The 23,241-nt window shown below is 44.6% G+C and carries 16 protein-coding genes; 2 read left to right on the forward strand and 14 right to left on the reverse strand.

Features of this window, described 5'->3' with window-relative positions; translation table 11 throughout:
* Positions 1–421 precede the first annotated feature (421 nt).
* On the reverse strand, positions 422–1,909 hold the full coding sequence (locus tag JGK16_RS24930) for a serine/threonine-protein kinase (RefSeq protein ID WP_293179797.1): 1,488 nt from the start codon (positions 1,907–1,909) through the stop codon (positions 422–424).
* Positions 1,910–2,246: 337 nt separating this feature from the next.
* On the opposite strand from JGK16_RS24930, the gene JGK16_RS24935 reads away from it, so the two are divergent.
* Positions 2,247–4,640, forward strand: coding sequence for an ATP-binding cassette domain-containing protein (locus JGK16_RS24935; RefSeq protein ID WP_293193055.1), 2,394 nt, complete (start codon positions 2,247–2,249; stop codon positions 4,638–4,640).
* A gap of 111 nt (positions 4,641–4,751) precedes the next feature.
* Here JGK16_RS24935 and JGK16_RS24940 read toward each other — a convergent pair whose 3' ends face one another.
* From JGK16_RS24940 to JGK16_RS24990, 11 genes are all read right to left on the reverse strand, one after another.
* Positions 4,752–6,632, reverse strand: coding sequence for an SUMF1/EgtB/PvdO family nonheme iron enzyme (locus JGK16_RS24940; RefSeq protein ID WP_293179791.1), 1,881 nt, complete (start codon positions 6,630–6,632; stop codon positions 4,752–4,754).
* Positions 6,633–6,636: 4 nt separating this feature from the next.
* A complete protein-coding gene (locus JGK16_RS24945) occupies positions 6,637–7,119 on the reverse strand; it encodes a hypothetical protein (RefSeq protein WP_293179788.1) in 483 nt (160 codons plus the stop codon).
* A gap of 365 nt (positions 7,120–7,484) precedes the next feature.
* Complete coding sequence (gene nrdJ / locus JGK16_RS24950; protein ID WP_366517179.1) at positions 7,485–9,551, reverse strand: ribonucleoside-triphosphate reductase, adenosylcobalamin-dependent; 2,067 nt, start codon at positions 9,549–9,551, stop codon at positions 7,485–7,487.
* 235 nt (positions 9,552–9,786) lie between these two features.
* A complete protein-coding gene (gene nrdJ, locus JGK16_RS24955; protein ID WP_293193053.1) occupies positions 9,787–11,031 on the reverse strand; it encodes a ribonucleoside-triphosphate reductase, adenosylcobalamin-dependent in 1,245 nt (414 codons plus the stop codon).
* Between the two features lie 208 nt (positions 11,032–11,239).
* Positions 11,240–11,527, reverse strand: coding sequence for a hypothetical protein (locus tag JGK16_RS24960; RefSeq protein WP_293179815.1), 288 nt, complete (start codon positions 11,525–11,527; stop codon positions 11,240–11,242).
* Positions 11,528–11,759: 232 nt separating this feature from the next.
* Positions 11,760–13,949: a DUF4394 domain-containing protein gene (locus JGK16_RS24965; RefSeq protein WP_293193051.1), complete on the reverse strand. Its 2,190-nt coding sequence runs from the start codon at positions 13,947–13,949 to the stop codon at positions 11,760–11,762.
* A 451-nt stretch (positions 13,950–14,400) separates the two neighbouring features.
* Positions 14,401–16,176, reverse strand: coding sequence for a leucine-rich repeat domain-containing protein (locus JGK16_RS24970; RefSeq protein WP_293193049.1), 1,776 nt, complete (start codon positions 16,174–16,176; stop codon positions 14,401–14,403).
* 114 nt (positions 16,177–16,290) lie between these two features.
* A complete protein-coding gene (locus JGK16_RS24975) occupies positions 16,291–16,863 on the reverse strand; it encodes a hypothetical protein (RefSeq protein WP_293179776.1) in 573 nt (190 codons plus the stop codon).
* Between the two features lie 7 nt (positions 16,864–16,870).
* Positions 16,871–17,305: a hypothetical protein gene (locus JGK16_RS24980; RefSeq protein ID WP_293193047.1), complete on the reverse strand. Its 435-nt coding sequence runs from the start codon at positions 17,303–17,305 to the stop codon at positions 16,871–16,873.
* Positions 17,306–17,350: 45 nt separating this feature from the next.
* Positions 17,351–18,391, reverse strand: coding sequence for an ABC transporter permease (locus tag JGK16_RS24985; RefSeq protein WP_293193045.1), 1,041 nt, complete (start codon positions 18,389–18,391; stop codon positions 17,351–17,353).
* A gap of 268 nt (positions 18,392–18,659) precedes the next feature.
* Positions 18,660–19,172: an adenine phosphoribosyltransferase gene (locus tag JGK16_RS24990; RefSeq protein WP_293179770.1), complete on the reverse strand. Its 513-nt coding sequence runs from the start codon at positions 19,170–19,172 to the stop codon at positions 18,660–18,662.
* Positions 19,173–19,368: 196 nt separating this feature from the next.
* On the opposite strand from JGK16_RS24990, the gene JGK16_RS24995 reads away from it, so the two are divergent.
* On the forward strand, positions 19,369–20,535 hold the full coding sequence (locus JGK16_RS24995) for a pyridoxal phosphate-dependent aminotransferase (protein WP_293179767.1): 1,167 nt from the start codon (positions 19,369–19,371) through the stop codon (positions 20,533–20,535).
* A gap of 171 nt (positions 20,536–20,706) precedes the next feature.
* Here JGK16_RS24995 and JGK16_RS25000 read toward each other — a convergent pair whose 3' ends face one another.
* Both JGK16_RS25000 and JGK16_RS25005 read right to left on the reverse strand, forming a co-directional pair.
* A complete protein-coding gene (locus JGK16_RS25000; RefSeq protein ID WP_293179764.1) occupies positions 20,707–21,480 on the reverse strand; it encodes an RNA polymerase sigma factor SigF in 774 nt (257 codons plus the stop codon).
* A 725-nt stretch (positions 21,481–22,205) separates the two neighbouring features.
* Entirely contained in the window at positions 22,206–23,051 is an 846-nt protein-coding gene (locus JGK16_RS25005) for a photosystem II manganese-stabilizing polypeptide (protein WP_293179762.1), read from the reverse strand.
* Positions 23,052–23,241 lie beyond the last annotated feature (190 nt).

A 23,241-nucleotide genomic window follows, 5' to 3' on the forward strand; every position in this document is an offset into this window, starting at 1 on the left:
TCGGATTCGACCTGTTCTGTCAGCCATGACGGAATTGCGATCGTTACATCTCCAGCATTGCACAGCTATGTTGAGAAATGTTCAGCGTAAAAGAATCAGTATTTCATATTAATTCTGGTTTTACCGGAATGATTAAACCGCAGAGGCCGCAGAGGACACAGAGGGAGAGGATAGAGAGATGAATCATTCTGATGAAGAGTGGATTTGATATGAAGGAGTGCAAAAAGTATTTTTTTTAACAGTGCGATCGTCTCCGGTCGCGATTGTTATACCATTTATCTGAAGTTGTACAATACTCGAAGACCCCCCCTAGCCCCCCCTTGTTAAAGGGGGGAACAAGAATATTGTTATTTCGTTGAAAATTGGTATTAGACTCGCGATCCTAGAATCAGGACTAAAGTCCTTACTACAAACAACTGAATTAGTTAATCTCAAAGGAATTCATCATATTTTCAGCCGTTTTCAAATAGTCCGAATACTCTGATTTCTCCGCAGTGTAAGTAATCACGTAAGCTTTATTATTCATCAACGTCCAAGTTTGCATTTTTTTGGTATTGGTTTGTCCGTCTTTATCATCAAAAACAACTGTATAACCTCGATGATTAGCAATCGTTTTAGGATTTTCTTCTAAAATTTTAACATCAGTAAAATTTGTTTTAATTTGCTTGAGAGACGATTGATTGTATTCATCGAGAGACATCGGTTTTGGCAAATCTTCTATGCTGACAGTAATTTGTTCTTGATAAGCATCAGCGGTGTTCTTTTTGGGGGCTATGAATACAACCACATCGTTAATTACTGGATTTTGTAACTCTTGTTTTTCCCACTTTTCAGGGTATTTGATTTTAAACTGATGGGTCGAACTTTGATAACTTAATAAATTTTCAACTTGAGTTTTAGAGAAATGTTGGATTGCGAAGGCGGAAATGGCGATCGCCCCAGCAACTCCGAGTCCCATTAAAGCCGGCTTCCATCCCAAAGCAAATCTACGAGTTCTGCGATCGGGAGATGGCGATGGCGGGCGATCGCTCAGTTTACCAAGTCGCTGCAAAAGAACTTGAGTATCTTTTGGCCTGTCTTTCGGAAAATAAGCCATCAAATCATCAATCAAATCTGCTAGCGGCTTCGATGTTTGAGTCGCCACATTCCGCCAAATCAATTTACCCGATCGCGGATCTTCCTGCAAATTTCTCGGTTCTTGAGCCGTCAGCAAATACACAAAATTCCGGCCCAAAGCAAAAAAATCAGAACGTGGCTCAGCCTTGCCCTTTTTTTGTTCTTCGGGAGTGTAACCCATCGAAGAAATGCGAGTTACTTCTCCAGTTGCTCTCTGAATAGTTTCTGTAACTTCCCGCACCGCCCCAAAATCAATTAATACTAATTTTCCGTTCGACCGGCACATGACATTTTGCGGCTTAATATCTCGGTGAAAATAATTTTGATTGTGAACGAGATTCAATATTTCCGTCAGTTGTGTCAACCAGTCAATAGCTAGTTCCGAAGAAATAGGTTGGTAATTATGAGCTTCCAACCACTGCTGCAAATTTTTACCTTCAATTTTCTCCATCACCAGACAGTGCAAAGATTTATCAGTACCCTTAACTCTGAAAGTAAAATAGCCTTCAGATTCAACTGTCGGGAGTCCCGGATGCTTCAGCCGCTGCAAAACGTGAGCTTCTCTCTGAAAAAGTTCCACACCTAGAGTATCGTTGTTCATCAGAACTTTCAACACTTTCTGAGTACCGTCTCTGTCTCTGACTGCAAAAGTTTTACCAAATCCTCCTTGTCCCAAAACAGCAATTACCCGATAGCGTGCGTTGATTAGCAACTCAGATCCGCAAGTTTGGCAAAAATTGATAGTGTCAAGATTTTCTGGATGGCGGCAGTTGGGATTAATGCAGTAGCTCATGGTATGGAGGAATTAGCTTGGTAGAAATAGTATCTCGTGCCAAAGCAGCTTCCTGAAAGCTATCCGAATTGGGGATAGCTTGGAATTAGTGCGGTGCTTGTCAGCATTGATTATTAAACATGATATAACATTACTCATGTTTTGAATACTGAATGAGAGAATCTCATTTTTGTAAAAAGCATTTTTTTGTTGGAGTGCGAGCTGGGACGCTCGGGAGTCTTATATCACCTGTGCGATCGGGGACGATCGCACTAAAAAAGCTGGCACGCTGGATGCTGGGTACTAAATTCTCGCACAATCTAAAATCTAAAATCTAAAATCTAAAATCTAAAATCATATGACAGGTCAAACCCATAAGAAAACAAACTTAATCGCCAGCCCCTATTTAGAAATCGACTATCAAGGCGAAGTGGTACGCTTGGAACTGACCAAGACTGAACACGTACTGGGACGAAATCCCCAACAAGCTGACTTGCTGGTTCCCAAAGATTGGGAGAAGCTGTCGAGATGTCAAGCGATTTTGCGCCAAGAAGGGGACGACTATCGCATCTATGACGGCGACGGCCTCAAACCCAGCAGTAGCGGGTTATTTGTGCTTCCGACTGAAACTCCTGTAACTCCGACTCAAGGCTGCGTTTTGCGACACGGAATCGAGTTGCGGATTGGTACGGATTTGAGAAATCCGGTGCGGGTGAGTTATTTCAATCCCGGAAGTCCGGCGCTGGCCGTTTTGGGTTCGCGGGAGTCTGTGTCTCTGCGAAATCGATCGGTCGTCTTGGGGCGCGATCGCACTTCTACGCTAGAGTTAAATTCGCCGATCGTCTCCCGCAGCCATTGTGCGATCGACGCCAACAAACGCGGAGAATACATTCTCACAGACACCAGCGCTAACGGCGTATTTATTAACGGCCAACGCATCCAAAAAACAGCCGTTTTAACCGAAGGCGCCAAAATTCGCATCGGCCCTTTTCTGCTAATTTATCAAAATGAAGAATTAACAGTTATCGATCCGGGAAACGCGATCGGCTTAGAAGCAATTAACTTAAACCGACCTTTTGTCAACGATATTTCCCTAGTAATTGAACCCGGACAGTTAGTGGCGTTAGTCGGAGGAAGCGGCGCGGGGAAATCCACATTAATGCGAACCTTGCTGGGAATTGAAACCACAAATCGTGGCGCCGTTTACGTCAACGGCGACGAATTGCGGAAAAACTTTGAATGCTACAGTTCTTTAATCGGTTACGTGCCTCAGGATGATATAGTCCACGGCGAATTAACAGTTACAGAAGCCCTAACTTACGCAATTAAATTGCGCTTGCCGCCGGATGTCGATGTCGAGCAAGTTTTGACAAAAACTCTGACCGATATTGAGATGTTGGACAAGCGAAAAACCCTTGTAAAAGACCTTAGTGGCGGACAGAGAAAGCGGGTTAGCATCGGCGTCGAATTGCTTGCAGATCCGAAGTTGTTTTTCTTGGACGAACCAACTTCTGGACTAGATCCGGGGCTGGATAAAAAGATGATGGAACTGCTGCGGAATTTGGCAGATAAAGGTCGGACGGTGGTTTTGGTGACGCACGCTACGGCAAATGTCAATTTGTGCGATCGCCTAGTTTTTCTCGGCCGCAACGGCTACCTTTGCTACTTCGGCCCGCCCGCAGATGCTGCAAATTTCTTTGGAGTTCATCAAGCAGACTTTGCCAATATTTATAACGAGTTAGAAATCGGCGAAAAGGTCATCAAAGAATGGGCGAATACCTATCGGAATTCCGCCTATTACCAGCGGTACATAACCGCGCCCTTAAGTCCAAAAGCACCGCAAAAACAAGCACCTCCAGTCAAACTTCCCCAACCCGCCAAAGTTTCCCCAATCAAACAACTGTTTATCCTCGCCGATCGCTATTTCAAGCTAACTTTACGCGACCCAGTTAACGTTGGTTTAGGACTGTTAACTGCTGCTGTTTGCCCGATTTTGCTAGCCGGAATCAAAGATATAGAACCGCTAGTTACCGGAACAGCAGACGATCCAGCGCTGGCTTTTTTAGCTTTGCGAATTTTGTTTGTATTTACATCGGCAGCTATTTGGGTAGGTTTGTCCAGTTCTCTGCAAGAAATTGTCAAAGAATCAGCCGTTTACCAGCGAGAAAGATTGGTGAATTTAGGTTTACTGCCCTATGTCGGTTCCAAGTTTCTGGTGCTGGGAGGATTGGCCTTGTTGCAAACAGTGCTAATGACCGCAGTAATTTTAATTGGTTTTAAACAGCCGTCACCGGATATAATCGCTTGGCCGCTGGGTTTGGGAATTACAGTATTTTTAACGCTGTTGGCTAGCATGAGTTTGGGATTGATGGTATCGGCATTTGTGAAGAATGGCAGTCAGGCCAACAGTGCTTTGCCTTTGCTGTTAGTGCCGCAAATTATTTTTTCGGGAGTCTTGTTCAGTCTGGGAAGTTTGTTTAAAATCGAGAAAATCGGTCAGTATATCTCGTGGTTGACGGTAAGCCGCTGGTCTGTGGGTGCTTACGGTAGCTTGGTTAACGTGAACGCGATGGTGCCAAAGCCGATCGAATTACCCGATCGAACAATCCTACCGCAGTTATTCGAGAAAAGCGCCGTCTACGAACCAACTTGGCAAAACTTAGCCTTGAATTGGGGAATTTTAGGATTGCACGCCGCCGTTTATTTGACCGTAACTTTGCTGTTGCAGAAGCGGAAAGATATTTTCAAATAACGCAGAATATGGTTATATTTTCTTAGTCCCTCTCTGCTGGGACTTTCTTTGAGGTGAAGCGATTTCTAATCGCCAAGGGCAAAAGGGCAAAAGTGTAAAAAGCTAGAAAGTCTACGCAGCCACACACGCAACTCGAAAACCGCGGGCCCAGTAGACATCGTTCGGCGCACTGTGGTCACGAGTAGCCGATTGACAGTTAAAATCACTGTAAAACGAACCACCGCGCATCAGCCGATGATTGTTTGTTCCCGTTTCCCAAGAACTTCCGTCAGTCCGTGCAGCATCATAATTATCATGCCATTTATCGCTGCACCATTCCCAAACATTCCCGTGCATATCGTACAACCCAAAAGCATTGGGGGGAAAACTTCCCACATCTGTGGAGTAGTTTGTGTCATAGTTGACTACTTCTGGAGATATACAGTGACAGGTTTCCCCAAAATGGAATGCGGTTGTTGTACCCGCACGACAGGCGTATTCCCATTCGGCTTCACTCAGTAAGCGATATGTTTTCCTAGTTGTTTGCGACAGTTTCTCACAAAATTTGACAGCATCATACCAGGATACATTTTCTACAGGACGTTTTTCACCTTTAAAGCACGATGGGTTGTTTCTCATAACTGCTTCCCACTGTTCTTGGGTGATGGCGTATTTACCTGCATAAAATGTCGGTACTGTGACTCGATACTGCGGAATTCGATCGCCACTAACTGTGTAGATGTCAGGGGGGCCCATCGTAAATGTGCCGCCGGGAATCTTTACCATTTCTAAGCTGACACCGCGCCCTAGGTTTTCACTAAAGTATTCGGCTTGTCGCTGTTCTGTTTTGACGATCCTTCCCCATTGGTAGAGTGTGATGACTTCAAATTGAAAGGTCTCTGCTGGACTTAGTTTTTCGTCAGCTATGATTTTATTTGGTGTTGGTGGTTGTGCAGCAACACACGCAACCCGAAAACCGTTGAATCTCTCGCCATAGATCGGCTGTTCGCAGCTACGAACAGCCGATCGGCAATTGCTCGGATCGTTGGCCCACGAACCACCGCGCAACATCCGACAATTGTTTCCTGATTCCCAAGAACTTCCGTCAGTCGGTGCACCATCATAATTGTCAAGCCATTTATCGCTGCACCATTCCTCAACATTCCCGTGCATATCGTACAACCCAAAAGCATTGGGGGGAAAACTCCCCACATCTGTGGGTTCGTTTGATTCGGTTATGTAGTTGACTAATTCCGGGGTAATCGTTTCGCCAAAATGAAATGGGGTTGTTGTACCCGCACGACAGGCGTATTCCCATTCCGCTTCACTCAGTAAGCGATATGTTTTCCCAGTTGTTTCCGACAGTTTCTCACAAAATTCGACAGCATCATACCAGGATACACATTCAACAGGAAGTTTTTCACCTTTCAAGTACGATGGGTTGTTTCCCATGACGGCTTCCCACTGTGCTTGAGTGATGGGGTATTTCCCTGCATAAAAAGCTGGTACTGTGACTTGATGCTGCGGGCTTTCGTCATCCTCTCGTCCTGCTTCGTCGTTGGGGGAACCCATCATAAATGTGCCACCGGGAATGTAAACCATTTCCAGTACAATACCATTACCTAAATCTTCTGGAAAAAATCGAGCAAATGACTTACGACGACTGTTTTTTTGTCCATCCGCATCGACTGTGATAACATAAAACCCAAAGAGAGGAAAATGGTTTTGTAAACATTGTTTTATATTCTCCTCATCCCGATCTTTCAGCAGTAAAAAAGCAGCAGATTTCACCTGCATTGACTCATCCTGCAATGCTCCAAGTATCAAATCTAAGCCTGCTTCCCCATATTTGGGCGCTTCGGAGAGTGCGGCGATTCTAACTTCGATCGCGGACGAGGCTAAGCGGCGTTTAACGCCGGCGATGCCTCCGAGTACAGCAGCATTGACCGGAATTGAATTTTGACCGCCCTTGACGGCATCGTATTCTCTAGGTTTATTTTGATTGTCAGACATAATTTCAACCAGGTACTTTTGCGAGTTTGTCGGGTTGCAAGGTCGGCATCGCGAGCAATTCCTCAACGGAGAAAGGTTGCGGTTGAGGAATTGCAGCTTCAGCATCCATGAGCTCTTTGATTTTCTCAAAAATCAAAACAGTTTCTGTTTCTCCGTCAGTTAGTTGATCGTAAAAATTAGGTATGGAGAACCAATGTTCAAAAGCAATCTCTAACAAACCGTTAGTTGCTAATTGCACTTGCCAGTACCGAGAATATCTGGCATCAACTATCTCAAATAACGGGGCTGGATTCTCTAGAGGATAATAAGTATAGCGCTCATCGCAAATATAGTACGATAAATTCCCTTGCCATTCAGAGATAGCGTAGACAATATACTCTTTACCTACTATCAGTTTAAATTCTGTTTCTTTGGTAATGTCTAGCGGTGGATTTAGATAATTTTCCGGCAGGTCAGCTCCTTTGTTGGCAATACAGCGAATTTTCATATTCTAAAAAACAGGCTAGTTTTAATTGTACGATCGGGCTGTTATATCATTTCCGTTTAATTCAGAATTGTAAATGAGTTCTTTCTTTTCTAGTGATATCATGTCCGATCGATTGACCACGATCTTGTAGGGGCGGGTTCACCAACAATATTTGCCAAAAACCGACAATTTCAAAAACCCGCCCCGGCTTATATATTATGCGCGATTTATCGGACACGATCTGACAATTATTCGTTGGGTGGGGGCGGGTTTACGAGATTGTTACTTTTAGGCAATTATGGTTGGTGAACCCGCCCCTACGATTTTGTCAACCTGAAATTAAACATAAAAAATCCCCCATTTTTGGGGGATTTAATAAAAGGCGATTACATAGTCTTAGTCTCAGGCATCAAACACTTATCGGAATCGCAGCCCGCAGGCCCTGAATCCATCATTTCACCCAAGTCATAACGACTCAGTGCCACCTGAAAAATATCAATTTGACGGCGCACTAAAACGTCTTTCAACATCGTCTCGTAAGTTGCTTTTGCGATCGGTTCAAAAGGCAAACGTGGGAAAGTTTCTAGGGCATCAAAGCGAGACAAAAGTGCAGCCGAAATGTAGCCTTCGTCGTCGCGAATAGCTTCATAAATCCGCGTACCCAAACTTTCAACTTCATTTTCTCGCAACTCAATCGTCGCGCTGGTGTTGTGCCGCACGTAGAACTTTTGCACTTGCATATAAAAGTCCATTTGTGCCGCCGCTGAGAATTTGTTGATCTCAATTTCATCAGCACCGGGTAAATCCGCCCAACTGACAGCCACGGGTATTTCTACTAGCCATTCTGTACAGCGTTCGTCAAAGGGATTGTTCAGCAAATTACCGTTTTCATCTTTGTCAGATTGGGACGGAATTACGTTGTATCCGTAGTCGATGCAGGCGAGGGCTACAGGGTCGTTTTTGCCGAAAGTGATTCGGCGAATGAAACGCTGGGATTTGGGGGGATGCCAGCCGGGAGAAGCACCTGTCAGTAGAGATTTTGTACCCGATGGTTGGACGGTTGTGCAGCGATTGGGGCGTTTCAATGAATGCCGATCGCAATAATCCCATACTACGCGATCGACAATTTCCCGCCAACCAGTCAAATACTCTTCTTCCCGCTGTTTAAACGCAATTCCCTGTGCAGTTTGCGGGCGACCTTCCACCCACCAGCGCAGCCACTCAACGCCAAAAGCATGAACGAAGAAATCGAATAATCCCGTGAAAGATACGCCGACAATCGGGTCTAATTCGCGGCTATATTGATAGCGAGGTTCGCTAAATTTGTGATTGAGAAGTACCGCGACAGATAAACCTGCGGCGGTGAAAGCTTCTTCTTGTTCTTTGAAGTTGTAAGGGTCGATTTGATTGAGGTGAACCTCAGAAAGATTACAGTTTCCAGTTAGGGTATTGCCGAAAACTCCCTTATGAAACTCTGGTTCATTGAAACAGTAAGTATCATGCAATCCTGGTAATTCTTCGACACTTCTGACAACTTGCCATTTACCTTTACCTTTAGCCTTCGTCCCTTTGCTCACATCTAACCGCTGACAAGGAATTTCACCACAGTCAGTAATTTGCAAGTAGTACAAATCCCGGCTTCGGACACCGTAATTAGTGACTGATCCTTGATGAGCACAAAGATTTAGCGATGAGCTAATGCCACACTTGGTCAAAAGTAACTGAACTCTGAAAGCCCGATCGCGATCGGAAAGATAAATTCTGATACCATTACTATTGGTATTCGATCCGTCCGTATCGGCTAATCCAGCAATAAAATGTAAAATTGCTTGCCGATTCCAACTCGCAATTACATTTAGTGCTTCCGGGTTAACTTTCAAACTTTTCAGAAATTCTCCAGAAAAGCTCAAGTTAGTTACATCTGTGAAAACAGGTAAATAGTCATAGTTTCTTTCAGGCGACTTATTTCCTGCTACTGACAATGCCATTTTGCCTTCGTAAAGTCGAACTTTTGCATTGTCATTTTGGTCTGTAGTTCCATCTCCTACAGCCACACCCAAAGTGTAAGCATAACCTGAATCGATATTCATGCCATCTTCGTACTGAATTGTAAAAGGTTCAGTATGAATGCTATATCGACTTGTATCCATCAAGTCTTTGGTTTGAACTTCTTGGTAAACTTTACCAAAGCGATCCTTGACAAAGAAACGATGATATTCTGTGGCATCCAGATAAGTACCATCAGCAAACTTTACACGGTAAAGTTTGCGTCGTCCAACCTTGGTATTACTCGCTGTCTGAAATGGTGTGACGGAGCTCCATCTTTGACCATTCCAAATTTCGATTTCACTTCCAACAACATCCTTTATTTGATGTAGTCCGTCTTTAGTAATTAGCAAAGTGTCGCCACTGACACAGTGGAAGTTAGAGCCAATAATTTCCAGTTTTGTTATCCTAAAGGCTTTTTATCCTCTAGTTCTACAGATTCCATTTTATCTGTAGCTCGGCGTACTTTTTCATTTACTTTAGTTGTAAATGCCCCGCACTCTTGCCAGGATTATGTTCTTCAATTAAGAAGGTTCACCTGGTACGCTCTACGGTGGTAAAGGACTTTTAATTCCCTTACTTACCTCGGAATTAACATCTCAGTCTTCTCCGATTTTGCGAGGTTTTTAACGTGAGGCAAAATTACTTACCACACGGGTTTAAGCCCAAACGGACTGACCGATGCTCTAATTCTTCCGCAGTCATGTCAGGATAGCGTTCCTGCAACCACTGTTTAGCTTTTCCTTCGTCGTAAGCTTTCAAGAACTCAATTTTAAGACTAGGTGTTGAAAGTAAATCAACGTTAGCTCTAGCTACAGCTTCACCAGCCCATTGAATTGCACCTTCACCAGAATAATACTGTTTGCGAACAGCATCAATACATTCTTCTAATGTCGGTTTGGCATGGAAAACACGGGTATGGTTGGCCATTCTCAAAGCATCGCGTTCTGGATCTATTTTCCAGTTGCCTTGATCGTCTTGTTGCCACAAGTTGTTTTTAGCATTTGCTCCCAGTTCGTCATCAAAAGTAAACTGACGAATTCCGGCGGATCTCCGAATATTACCAGCCACAATTGTGACCGCAGCTTCATCTATCAATACGCAGCATTCAACTGAATTCAACTGCCGTCCGAAAGCTTTATTCAAAATTGCTGAGCAACGTTGATAAAGGTCAGGCAATTTGACTGGATTTGCGACTCCACCAAAACCTTTTAAAGGCTCTCCCACGGGGCGGACATCGCTCAAATCGATGTAAACTTGAACTTCTCCGGCAAATCTTTCATCTGTGGACAATTCCAACAAAGCTTGATAGGATTTCACCCAACCTTGACGGGAATCTCCGACATAAATAGTTGCGGTTTTTTCAGCTATTTTTACTTCGGTTTCTTGACGGCGCAATTCAGCGGGTGTAGAGCCGATTTCACCTTGCATTGTCACGGTTAAGCGGTTGCTAATCGGTGGCAATTGGTTGATGTATTTGGGTTCCAAAACTGCACCGGTGCCGCAGCCCATCATTGCCAAATCCATCAACAAGCCAAAGGCCCGCCAGTCGATAATATTTGTTGAGGAGCAATTATATGCGCCGGAAAAATTCTCTGGTTGCTCAATCCAGTTGCTACCGCCCACCCACAGCCAGCGGCCGGAAGCGAGGGTTTTGAGCTCGTTTTGCATCCGGTGTAGGAGCTGTGTTTCTTCGGAGGTGAGGTTTCCGAGCGATGCCAAGCCCTTGACGGTTCGATCGCACACATCGGCCCAAGTCTCCCTTCCCGTGTCGGTACGACGGCTGTACGTCCTGAAAAATACTGGATTGGCTGCGGGTGCTGTTTCGGGGAAATCGGACAGGTGACGTTTCTCGCGGGCACTCGATCGCTCTAATTCTCGAACCATAGGTTGTGTACTGACGTGTCGGAATATATCAACAGACTATGAATATACAACAGGATTCAGATTTAGGGTAAAACCTTGACAAATTTGACAATTTGCACTAAATATGGGGCTTCGGACTCGGGAAGGTCGATCGGGCGATCGCCTCAAAACTTCAGCAAAAAACCCGATTTCTGCTAGAAAACGGGTGAAGCGCAAATCTTGTCAATTGTCAATTCTTTGTCAATAAAAACTCAATATTCGGTAACAGCGGGTCTTGAACAACCCCCACACCGTTGAATCCCCAACGCTGAAGCAGCGTTTTCACCTGAGAACCGGAAATCGATTCTACCCCAAATCGATCGGCAACATCAGCAGCGTGAGCGTTGAGATAGCTCAAAGCATCATAGTCTTCGCGAAACATCAGCAGGTAACTCACCGCCGAATCAGGGTTGGGACAAGCGCTGATATATTTGCCGTCAGCACGAGAACGCAGTAAGTAAAAAACTTGAGATAACATTTTATCTTTATTGTCAAAATAATATGTTACATCAAATTGGGAATTGGGAATTGGGAATTGGGAATTGCCCAAACGATTAGACTTGCATTGCATAAATCTTTGAACGATCGCGAAACCGGAGATTCTAGGTAGATCGACGCAGATGTTTTCCAGATATGAGAGCGAATAAATGCAATACAAGTCGATTTTAGATTGCCCTAAAGTCAATCTAAAATCGCTTTTAATCTAGCATTTAAATTAAGGTCAGTGCCAAACCTTTAATCGATCGCCCGTCGCCAATTTGACCGACAATGGAAGCTTGACCGGTTGTCAGATTAATATTGTACAAACTCGAAACTCCGCCAACATCGATCGCAGCCAAAGCTGTCTCGTTACCGCCGACACTCCTGAGATCAAAGCCGAGAACGCTAGAAGCATCAATCCCTAAAGATCCGATCGTATTTAATACTCCATTATTCGGCGGATCTTGTCTCACCAAAACATCCAAATTGCTGTCAATTACAAACAGAGTTGTCGAAGTCGCCCCGGCAAAGTTATTCACATAGGCAGCCCCGGCGCCTACGGGAGGATTGTTAAAATTACGATCGCCCGTCGCATAAGTCAAATTGCGATCGAGTTGAATTCCTCCGGTTAACGTGTCAAAATCGACAATTGCCCCCGTATCTGGGTTAATCCGACCGTTTTCTCCCGCTTGATTGACAAACCGAATTCGATCGACTGTGGGATTGAAATCTAAACCGGCAGCCCCCGGAGTCAGCGGTACGGCGAATTGTCCGCTACCGAGTTGACTTGCAGCCCCAGTCACCGGATCGATCGCGTACAATCGATTGCTACTACCTAAACCGTAAAGCAAACCGTTAGCAGGACGAAAATCAATTCCCAGCAAACTTTCTCCCGGCTGCAATCCCGTTACTGCTGTGTCGCTGAGTAAAGTCCGCGGTGCCGCTTCGTTAAAACCGACGATTCTTTCGGCGCCATTTCTGACAGTTAAGGCGTAAGCTGTAGGCAAAGGCAATGCCAAACCGTTAATCTGTCTTCCGTCGGCAATTCTACCAGTAAAAGAAGCTTGACCGGTACTTAAATTAATGTTGTACAAGCCCGAAATTCCCCCGACTTCTAGCGCGGCCACTGCGACATCGCGGCCGCCAATACTTCTGATATCAAAGCCGAGAATGCTAGTTGCATCAACTCCCAAAGATCCGATCGTATTTAACACTCCATTATTCGGCGGATCTTGTCTCACCAAAACATCTGAATTGCTGTCAATTACGAATAGCGTCGTTGAAGTTGCACCCGCAAAGTTATTCACATAGGCAGCCGCAGCCGCCCCCGGAGTTGTGCCAAAATTGCGATCGCCCGTGGCATACACTAAATTGCGATCGAGTTGAATTCCCCCAGTTAATGTGTCAGAATCTACTATTGCCCCGGTATCTGGATTGAGGCGACCGTTTTGACCCGCTTGATTGACAAACCGAATGCGATCGACTGTCGGATTGAAATCAAAACCCACAGCGCCTTGAGTTAGGGGAACCGCAAACTGCCCGCTACCGACTGAATTTGCTTCCCCCGTTTTCGGATTGACAGTATACAAGCGATTGCTAGAACCCACACCGTAAAGCACGCCATTAGCGGGCCGGTAATCAATTCCCAGCAAACTTTCTCCCGCTTGCAATCCAGTCACAGGCAAATCTGAGATGACACTTCCCGGATTAGCAAGGCTAAAACCGACAATCCGATTATCGGGAGTTAAAGCATAAGCCGTTGTCAGCGCTGGAGGCGGGGGATTGGGAAGAATGCTGCTAATATTAGTAGTGAAATCTGTTTGGTCGATCGCACTTCGATTCACACCTCTGAGAGTAGCGAGAAATTCTCCTGTTACCCGGTCTTGAATCACAGTATCATTTCCGGCTTCCAGAATATTCAAGTCGCCAAAAGAGAGTCCGCCCGCCAAACCGATTAAATCTGTACCGTTTGCAAAATCGGCGATCGCATCAGCATTTCCTAAATTAACACCACCGCTGGTAAGGAAAGGATCGGCAGCAGCATAGCGACTCAAAACAAATACATCACCACCATCTCCGCCGATCAGGATATCAGTATCTCTATCTCCCGACAAAACATCATTGCCAGAGTTGCCAAAAATCAAATCATTATTCTTGCCACCAAATACAAAATCGTTATCTTCACCGCCGTTAACACTGTCGCTGCCTAAATCTCCAAACAGAGAATCTCTTCCAGAACTCCCATCAATCGAATCGCCATCTTTTCCACCAAAAATGCTATCATTTCCAGAATTGCCAGCAATTACGTCATTGCCCGTAAAACCAAAAATAACATCATCTTCAGCAGTGCCTGGGAGCGAGTCTGCTTGTATAGTACCTCTAATGTCTGCCATGATATATTGCACATCTAAATTTGACATTCCCAGTGCCTAAAAGCAGCGGGATTTTCAGTACAAAAAATCGCTAATTCGCAGTACGCGCTAATATTACCGAATTTTTTTAGGCTATAAAAGCGCGTTATTTGATAGTTTGCAGTATAGTCATGACAAGTACAACGCAACTGTAAGCTGCCAAGCTTAAGTTTTTAGCGCTGTGAACTTATGAAATCTTGTACTGCGTTCATTAGTGATATACGCTGAATCTCTAATTTTGGATCTGTACAGTCAGAAATTATTTTTCAATTTTAATCTTAAAGCCTCTGAAGGTGAATTTTATTTGTGTAGCAGCGACAACTATCGATCGGTATAAAGTGGATTATATATGGGGATTTGGCATAATAAAAGGCAGGGGCAATCCCCCAGTTGTCCAGTTGGGGTAGGCACGGGGCACTACCCCTACAAATCTGCATGAATGATTTAGACTTGTTATAGATTAAGTCTGCACGGAAAATTCCTCTGGATCGATACCCCCATTTACCCAGCGAATTGCCTCCCTAGCAGATGTCACATTTGGCGGTACTCTCAAAGCATGAATGAATTCCGTGCTCGGACAAGTCATTTTTAACAAATAAATCGGCTCGACATCCGCATTATCTATTTTTAATAGTGCATATTCTTGCCAAGTATCTATTTGTTCTGCTGCCAACTCTTGACAAATGCGATCGTAACCAATTGCTTCAATTAACACTCGCCGAACTTCGGCATTGTCTTCAGATAAAAGCCATTCTGCTTTCCACAAATTGGGATGCACTTGACCGTATTGTTCCGGCAATCTGACACCGTGATAATAGTAAAAATTCCATCCATCCGCAAACTCGATCGCAGGTTCTGCTTCAGCGTGCAAGCGGTTTTCACTGTCAAAGCGCAGGTGGCGGGGGCGATCGCACACCGCGCAAATCTTTTCAAAGGGAAATATAAAACCGCAATGCTCGAAAAGCAGCTTTTGGCAGCGAAGTATTTCTTGTGCCTTTTGGGAAATATTGACGCCTGAAGATATATACAATTCAGTCAAATAGATTTCTTTAAACAAAGTCGTGGGGGTTTCAGGGCAATTAAAACCGAACAAATTATTGGAAAAAACATTCCATATCGTTTGTTTCGATCGCACATAGCTGTCAACCAATTTGTACATTACCGAACTCAGTGTGCTGTCGGCTTCGGGCTCGATTACCATGTGATCGAGCTCATACTCCCATAGATCCGAACTTGCAAATTCTCCCACAGCGGGTATCCATTTCAGGTCTAGATTTTTCCCCAATCTATTGCTGTATTCGTCTGAGCATTTTTGTGAATGGTCGGGTTTGAGCCTGTTGAAGATTTGGGGACAAACGTCGCGGAGACTGCTGCAAATAATAACTTCGGGTTCTTCTAGACCAATAGCGGCATAAGCAACTTTGATGGCTGCTGTGGCTTTTTGAGCATCAATTGGCGTAGTTGAGAGAGTAAGACGTTTCTGTGCGAGTTCGCCTAGCACGCACAGAACGGTAATTTCATTGTTGTCCAGATTAAGTGTTGTCTGATTGGTGAGCGATCGCAAGGCGCTGATGTCGGTAATTTGATTGTTTTCAAGATTCAGTGCTGTCAGATTGGTAAGCGAGCCGAGTAAGCTGATGTCGGTAATTCGATTGCTGTCGAGATCGAGTGTTGTCAGATTGGTGAGCGAGCCGAGGAAGCTGATGTCGCTAATTTTATTGTCGCCGAGATCGAGTGTTGTCAGATTGGTGAGCGAGCCGAGGAAGCTGATGTCGCGAATTTTATTGCCCTTGAGATCGAGTGCTGTCAGATTGGTGAGCGAGCCGAGGAAGCTGATGTCGGTAATTTGATTGCTGTCGAGATCGAGTGTTGTCAGATTGGTGAGCGAGCCGAGGAAGCTGATGTCGGTAATTTGATTGTTGTCGAGATACAGTGTTGTCAGATTGGTGAGCGAGCCGAGGAAGCTGATGTCGGTAATTTGATTGTCGCCGAGATACAGTGTTGTCAGATTGGTGAGCGAGCCGAGGAAGCTGATGTCGGTAATTCTATTGCTGCTGAGATTCAGTGTTGTCATGCTTGAAAGTATCTGCTCCGCTGCTTCAGCGTCATCAGTGCCAGCCTTTTCTAACAACACTTCAACTGTGTGCTTTGCTCCTTCTGAAAGACTGTCAATATGCCTGCACCAGTCGGCAAAGCGACTAAAACTAATTGGCTCGTTTGGTTGTTTTTCTGACATAAAAAACTCCGATATGGGGAATGGGGCATCGGGAATGGGGCATGGAATACCATTAACTGTTCGTATTATGGCTGGTGCAATGAGAAGTTGTTCGGTGATGGTGCGATCGCACTTTTATGGTAATTTATCGCGCAGGAAAAGCCAAGTGTTGAGTTTTTCATCTAAAACATATTTATCACTCTCAGAAAGTGCTGCAATAACTTTCAATCGATTTTTAAGTTTTCTTAACTCGCGAATTTCTGCAATAGGTAGCGTTTTCCAATTAGCAACCTTTTTTTCGACATCTTCCTGCGACTCTTTGATGTTATCCCAAAACCATTCTAAAATTAAGTTAACATCGAGAACAGAATCATCGGAAATTACTTCCTGTTTTTCGATCGCCGCAGCCCGCAACATCATTGAGGAAATCGTAAAAGACTCGCCACTACCTGGTTTTTTGCGATCGGCATCATCGGCTAGAAGATCGTAAATTGCGATCGCGACTTCTGCCCATTTGCGATCGCACAAACCAGAACCATTTTCACCTTTTCGAGCCTTAGCGGAGGAAACATCGGCTAATAATAGCCAGTTAAACCCTTGTGGTTGGGTGGTTTGACCTGAAAATATGTTTTTCACCCAAATCAGTACAGATTCGGCATTTTGTTCGAGAATGCGATCGAGGGATATTGTCGTAGGAGATTGAGTCATAATTTATCTACTCCACATATTCGATATCAGCATTACTTGTATCAACTCCTTGCTGCCTAAAGGCTGTAATTCCTACTTCTAAGCTCTCTGAATTGGGTCTAAAATGCCCGCTGTGATTGCTGATTGTTAGCAAAATATATAAACCGTTGCTGCCGACTATCTCGGCTTCTCCCGCAGCCAAAACAGGCTGACCGCGAGTTATAACCGTATGGTAAATTTCATTGTTAACATCTAAAAATTTCGGAATTACAAGGAGTTCTGGGTTTGTTGTCACTGCCCATTTGACAGTCCCTTCATTAATTATATCGTCAAATCCTGCTTCCCCCACTTTAATGGGCCTGATGCCTAACTCATCTGCCGATCGAAGTTCATCATTTAGCGTCGCGGGGGACTGATTGGAAAAGCGAGGGCTAGGAACATTATTTGAAAATGATTGTGTCACAACAGAATTTAACGAGAATCAAATTTATAGTCAAATATGATTCTATCACTTCAAATCTTCCAATTTAATCCTCGGATCGATCGCCTTCAGCAACAAATCCGCAAACAAATTACCAACAATCAACATCGTAGCGCCCATCATCAAACTCGCCATTACCAAATACAAGTCTTGATTGTTCACCGCTTCCAAAGTCAGCTTACCCAAACCAGGCCAATTAAAGAAAAATTCCGCAATAAACGCACCGCTCAACAAACTAGCAAACTCAAAACCTAATAACGTCACCAACGGATTAATCGCATTCCGCAGAGCGTGAATGTAAATTACTCGATTGTCCGGCAAACCTTTAGCCCGTGCAGTTCGGATATAATCTTGACGCAGCACGTCTAACAATTGTCCGCGCATCAATCTTTGTAAGCCAGCAAAACCTGTGACGCTGAGGGCGACTGTTGGCAAAATTAAGTGCCAGCAATAATCGAGGATTTGACCCCACCACGGTAAGTCTGCATGATCGATGCTTGTCATTCCTCCGACTGGGAAAAGGGGCGAAGTATTTTGAGCAAAAAATAGCAGCAGCAAAGCTGTGATAAAGCTGGGAAAACCCTGGCCCGTGTAGCTGACTACTTGCAAAACCCGATCGACAGTTTTATTCTGATTAACGGCCGCGACAATTCCCAAAGGCAGTGCGATCGCCCAAGTTACAATCAAAGATGCGATCGCCATCAACAACGTCGCCGGTACTCTTTCCCACAGCAGCGACGCTACGGATCGCTGATATACAAAACTGGTGCCAAAATTCCCCTGTGTCAGAATTTGTTTCAGCCACAGCCCATACTGCACAATCGCTGGTTTATCCAAGCCGAATTGCTGTTCGAGTTGCTTGAGTGTTTCCGGCGAAATCTTCGGATTTTGACTCAAAGTATCTAAGTAATTTCCTGGTGCGAGCTCAATAATTGCAAAACACAGAGCCGATGCTAAGAATAGGGTTAAAAGTGCCTGCAACAGTCGTTTGACAACATAAGTAAATGTCTCGCTGCCAAATAAAGAATTCAACATTCGCCAGTTTCGATTAGATTTAATAGAAGTCATACCATTTTAGATTTTAGATTTTAGATTTTAGATTTTAGATTGAGAATTTGGGATTTTTGATTGATTAATTGTTTGTGAAGCATCGATCGCAGCTCATACGATCCCTATATGTTTGCAGTAATGACAGAAGTCGTGGCTTGCGGGTTTAAGAATGCGGACTAAAGTCCTCACTACAAACCTCTTTTATTACGGTCAATTGATCGGACAATTGACAATTGACAACTGACAACTGACAACTGTCAACTGTCAACTGTCAACTGACTACTGACTAATATTCGACTAGCGAGACGATCGGCACATCCGGCAATTTCTGCCTCCCGCCCAAAGCCAGCAATTCAATCACAAAAGCAAAACCGACAAGCTCGCAGCCCGCTTGCTGCAACAAATTAGCCGTCGCGGCTGCTGTTCCGCCAGTGGCGATTAAATCGTCCACAACCAGCACCCGGCTGCCGGGTTTCATGGCATCTCGGTGCATCTCCAGTCGATCGACACCGTACTCCAACTCGTACTCAGCAAAAAGAACTTCTCCAGGCAGTTTTCCCGGTTTGCGGACAGGAATAAAGCCCACTCCCATTTTATAAGCCAAAGGCGTGCCAAAGATAAAGCCCCGCGATTCCATGCCCACCACATAGTCAGCAGACATTTCAGAGCATTTTTCAGCTAAACTGTCAATAGTGTAGCTCAGTCCTTGCGGGTTGCAGAGCAAAGTTGTAATGTCTCGAAACATAATTCCCGGCTTGGGGAAATCAGGAATGTCGCGAATCAGAGATTTGAGATCCATAAGCTTGCAGATCGGCGTTGAGGGTAACGAGGCATCAAAAATGCTACAATCATAACGTCAATCGATTTTAAATTTTAGATTTTAGATTTTAGATTCACTATATGTAAACAAATGTCATAATTTCCTAACGACAGGGTTGAATATCAAGATTTGTCAACCTATGATCTAAAGTCAAAAATATAATATCTAAAATCCAATGATCAAGTTGGCAGCACGAGTGGGTGAGGTTCCTCCTTCCATAACCTTGGCGATCGCAGCTAAGGCAAAAGCTATGAGGGCCGAAGGGATTGATGTATGTAGTTTGAGCACCGGAGAACCCGACTTTGATACCCCCGAACACATTAAAGCGGCGGCAAAGCAAGCTTTGGATGCGGGGAAGACTAAGTACGGCCCGGTGGCTGGGGAAGCGCAGTTGAAAGCTGCGATCGCCCGCAAACTCCGCAACGACAACAATCTCCACTATCAACCGGAAAATATCATTGTCACCAACGGCGGCAAGCACTCCCTCTACAATCTGATGATGGCTCTGATCGAGCCTGGAGATGAAGTAATTATTCCGGCTCCCTACTGGCTCAGCTATCCAGAAATGGTCAAACTCGCCAGCGGTAAGCCCGTAATTGTACGGACAGATGCTTCTACAGGATATAAAATTACACCGGAACAACTGAGTGCAGCGATTACTCCCAAAACCAAGTTATTCGTGCTGAATACGCCTTCTAACCCGACGGGAATGGTGTACACTCCAGCGGAAATTAAAGCGCTGGCCCAGGTGATAGTCGATCGAGATATTTTAGTCGTTTCTGACGAGATTTACGAAAAAATTATATATGACGGCGCCAAACACGTCAGCATCGGTTCCCTGGGTAAAGAAATATTCGATCGCACCATCATTAGCAGCGGTTTTGCAAAAGGTTACTCAATGACAGGCTGGCGGATTGGCTATTTGGCCGGGCCGATCGAATTAATTAAAGCCACCAGCACCATTCAAGGACACAGTACCTCAAACGTGTGTACTTTTGCACAGTACGGCGCGATCGCAGCTTTGGAAAGCAGCCAAGAGTCTGTGGAAAAAATGCGTCTCGCTTTTGCCGATCGGCGTGAAGTAATATTTGAATTGCTTGAGGCGATCCCTGGAATTAGCTGCATCAAACCAGACGGCGCTTTCTATATGTTTGTCAATATCAGCAAAACTGGAATGACTTCTCTGCAATTTTGTGATGCTTTCTTAGAACAGCATCAAGTAGCAGTTATTCCAGGGATTGCGTTTGGTGCAGACGACCACATTCGCTTGTCTTATGCCACCGATTTAGGCACAATTAAAAAAGCTGTAGAAAGGCTCGATAAATTTGTCCGAAGCATCTAAAAATTAGTCAGTTGTCATTTGTTAGTTGGCAGTAGTCAGTTGGCTGTTGGCGGTTGTCAGCAGTCATTAGTGCGAGCGTCCCCGCTCGCGAACCTTATCATTAGTCAGTAGTCATTAGTAGTAACTGCTTTCCTCTCAACTGTCAACTGTCAACTGTCAACTGTCAACTGTCTAAAGCTGTTTGGTCATAATTTCCTTTAGCAAATCCAGTCCCTTCTTGACTCGCCGAGAAACAGTCACCGCGCTGATACCCAAGCGTTCGGCCGTTTCCTTCTGCGTCAAATCGTACAGAAAAACAAACTCCAATATCTCCCGAGTCCGTTGTTCCAACATCGCCAAAGCTTGCTGTACGCGAATTTGATCCTCTTGCGCCAACTGAAAACTCCGATATTTGCTATCGGGTACCAATTCTCCCAGACAAGTCGCGCCCTCATCTTCATCTTGCACTGGTGCGTCTAAACTTAAAGGCGATCGGTTGAGATGCGCTAACTTAATTTCTTGCCATTCTGCCACAGAAACCTCAAGCACTGCTGCTACTTCAGCATCCGTAGGTTTGCGGTTGAACTGTACCTGCAAATCCTTGATCGCTGCGACAGACTTGCGTTCCAGGGCCAACCAGTGGCGGGGAACTCGCACAGAAGGGCTTTTGTCCCGCAAGTAGTGTTGAATTTCGCCGCGAATGTAGGGAATTGCAAAGGAACTAAAAGCGTGTCCCTTCGAGATATCAAATCGCTCGATCGCCCTAATCAACCCAATACACCCAACTTGCTGCAAATCATCGTAGCTTTCACCGCACTGATTGATCCAGTGGTAAACTTCTTTTCGCACCAGTCCAATATTCAGTTGAACTAACTGATTGCGGACTTCATTCGAGCCAGAATGTTGGTACTCGCGCAACAATTGCAAATTTTCGCTTTTTAGCTCGTTGGGGATTGTGGTAGACATGGTTGCATAAAGGTTGGTAGAGCAGGGGACTGATGTTGCTTTAGACCTAGTTTTTAATCTAGTCTAAAAAAATTAATCTTGCTGTGGTGTAATCCTAGCACTTATATATCTGTGACAGCAGACACACCAGTCAAAATTTGGGACTGTGCATGGATTTGAGGGAATTAGTCAATTTTAAATTTTAGATTTTAAATTTACTCCACAGATTAATTTAGGAGCTTCTATTTGGGTCTAAAATTTGGCGATCGACTTTAAGCGATCGTCAGGGCTTCCGTTTTTGGTCGGGGTCATCCCAGAAGTGTTCAGCAAAATCCGTATTTTACCAGAAAGAATTGGTTGAAAGCCCGCCCGCCTAATCGGGAGAAATTAAAATCAGACTATTCATTACTCCAATCCTCTTACTTCTAGGTAGAGGTCGCTCTTAAACTGTCAACTGTCAACTGTCAACTGTCAACTGTCAACTGTCAATTGAATGATGTTTATTTTTCACACCATATTGTAGTGGCAAATTTGTTTAAACGCAATACTTCAATTAATCAAAAATCCTAATTTAATAACTGGCAACTCAATAACACTTTAAGCATAGATTTAGTCATTAGTCAACAGTCTTCAGTTATCTTTCTAAAGACTGTTGACTAATGAAAGGCGAGCAGTAGCTTTAGGACAAAAAACTGCTCAAGTTCGTTGGCGAAGCCCTCGCAGAGGATCGATCCAGAAAGACAATTTTACGAAACAGAAGGCTCAATCCGAGCGTAAAACAAACCACGAATTTTCACGTCCAGAGCAGGTCTAGCTCCCAAATCAGTATCAGAAGGCTGCACGCTTTCAAAAATCCCCCCAATTTCGCCAGTAGCGCTGTTGACCTTAGCAATTTGGAGAGAAATTTTGCCAGCCTTGGTACGGGTGTCAGCTAACTTAACATTAGAGCGTTTCAGCTTGGAATTGTCAGTAGCCGGCAACGCGACAGCATTGTCGTAGCCCGTCGATACACCGCGACCTTTAGGATCTAAAAAGCCTGCGCTGCGGTAAGAAGGAACGTTAAATTCCCCTTGAAAATCGGTAGAAGTATTGAGCGCAACGACTCCCGGATCGGAAGTAGCCACTAACTCTTTAATGGTGAACAAGAAAGGTACTTGCTCTCCACCCGGTAACTGAACTGTAATTGCTTGAAAGTCCAAGCCGTCCTCTTCTGTAAAAGTCAGAGTACCGTCATTACCAACCTTGAGCGTACCTTGAACTTGGTCAATGCTCGACGTGAACCGTGTCAACAATTTACCAGGCACAAATTCTGCCTCTTGGCGTTTGTTGGCTGCTTCTTCCTTCACAAAGTAAGTTGTGGGCTGCAAACACATACCAGCCAGTTTATAGGTGCCACCCGCTTCAATGGGGATCGATCCCCGAGAAGTTTCTGCCAAGCTAGGGCAGTTATTGGCCAATCCTGTACCTCTAATCTCGTCGTAGGTGAGCAACTCGGTAGTCGCCACCGTCGTATCAGTAGGAGCAGAAGAACAAGCAACCAGCGCACTCATGCAAAATGCTAAAAGTGCAACAATTAAAGCACGATATTTCATTTCCAACCTCAATATCCAACATCGGATTATATTAAGAAAAAGCCCTAGTTCGAGCAAAATATAATTGCCCGCCGGCAGGCTAGGCCAGCGCCATAGCAGCATTTAGATCCAGATCGCTTGCTTCACCGACACTGGCTTTCACTCAAAAAATCGAGCTAGTGCGGTGAAAATAAGCAAGAACTTATGATTT

The sequence above is a fragment of the Microcoleus sp. PH2017_09_SFU_O_A genome, assembly GCF_020738625.1.
Classification (GTDB): domain Bacteria; phylum Cyanobacteriota; class Cyanobacteriia; order Cyanobacteriales; family Microcoleaceae; genus Microcoleus.

Coding starts and splice junctions, on each gene's coding strand:
- JGK16_RS25005 (WP_293179762.1), bottom strand. CDS start 23,051: ATGAAATATCGTGCTTTAATTGTTGCACTTTTAGCATTTTGCATGAGT.
- JGK16_RS24960 (WP_293179815.1), bottom strand. CDS start 11,527: ATGTTATCTCAAGTTTTTTACTTACTGCGTTCTCGTGCTGACGGCAAA.
- JGK16_RS24940 (WP_293179791.1), bottom strand. CDS start 6,632: ATGTCTGACAATCAAAATAAACCTAGAGAATACGATGCCGTCAAGGGC.
- JGK16_RS24945 (WP_293179788.1), bottom strand. CDS start 7,119: ATGAAAATTCGCTGTATTGCCAACAAAGGAGCTGACCTGCCGGAAAAT.
- JGK16_RS24990 (WP_293179770.1), bottom strand. CDS start 19,172: ATGGATCTCAAATCTCTGATTCGCGACATTCCTGATTTCCCCAAGCCG.
- JGK16_RS24930 (WP_293179797.1), bottom strand. CDS start 1,909: ATGAGCTACTGCATTAATCCCAACTGCCGCCATCCAGAAAATCTTGAC.
- JGK16_RS24985 (WP_293193045.1), bottom strand. CDS start 18,391: ATGACTTCTATTAAATCTAATCGAAACTGGCGAATGTTGAATTCTTTA.
- JGK16_RS24935 (WP_293193055.1), top strand. CDS start 2,247: ATGACAGGTCAAACCCATAAGAAAACAAACTTAATCGCCAGCCCCTAT.
- JGK16_RS24965 (WP_293193051.1), bottom strand. CDS start 13,949: ATGTCAAATTTAGATGTGCAATATATCATGGCAGACATTAGAGGTACT.
- nrdJ (WP_293193053.1), bottom strand. CDS start 11,031: ATGGTTCGAGAATTAGAGCGATCGAGTGCCCGCGAGAAACGTCACCTG.
- JGK16_RS24995 (WP_293179767.1), top strand. CDS start 19,369: ATGATCAAGTTGGCAGCACGAGTGGGTGAGGTTCCTCCTTCCATAACC.
- JGK16_RS24975 (WP_293179776.1), bottom strand. CDS start 16,863: ATGACTCAATCTCCTACGACAATATCCCTCGATCGCATTCTCGAACAA.
- JGK16_RS24970 (WP_293193049.1), bottom strand. CDS start 16,176: ATGTCAGAAAAACAACCAAACGAGCCAATTAGTTTTAGTCGCTTTGCC.
- JGK16_RS25000 (WP_293179764.1), bottom strand. CDS start 21,480: ATGTCTACCACAATCCCCAACGAGCTAAAAAGCGAAAATTTGCAATTG.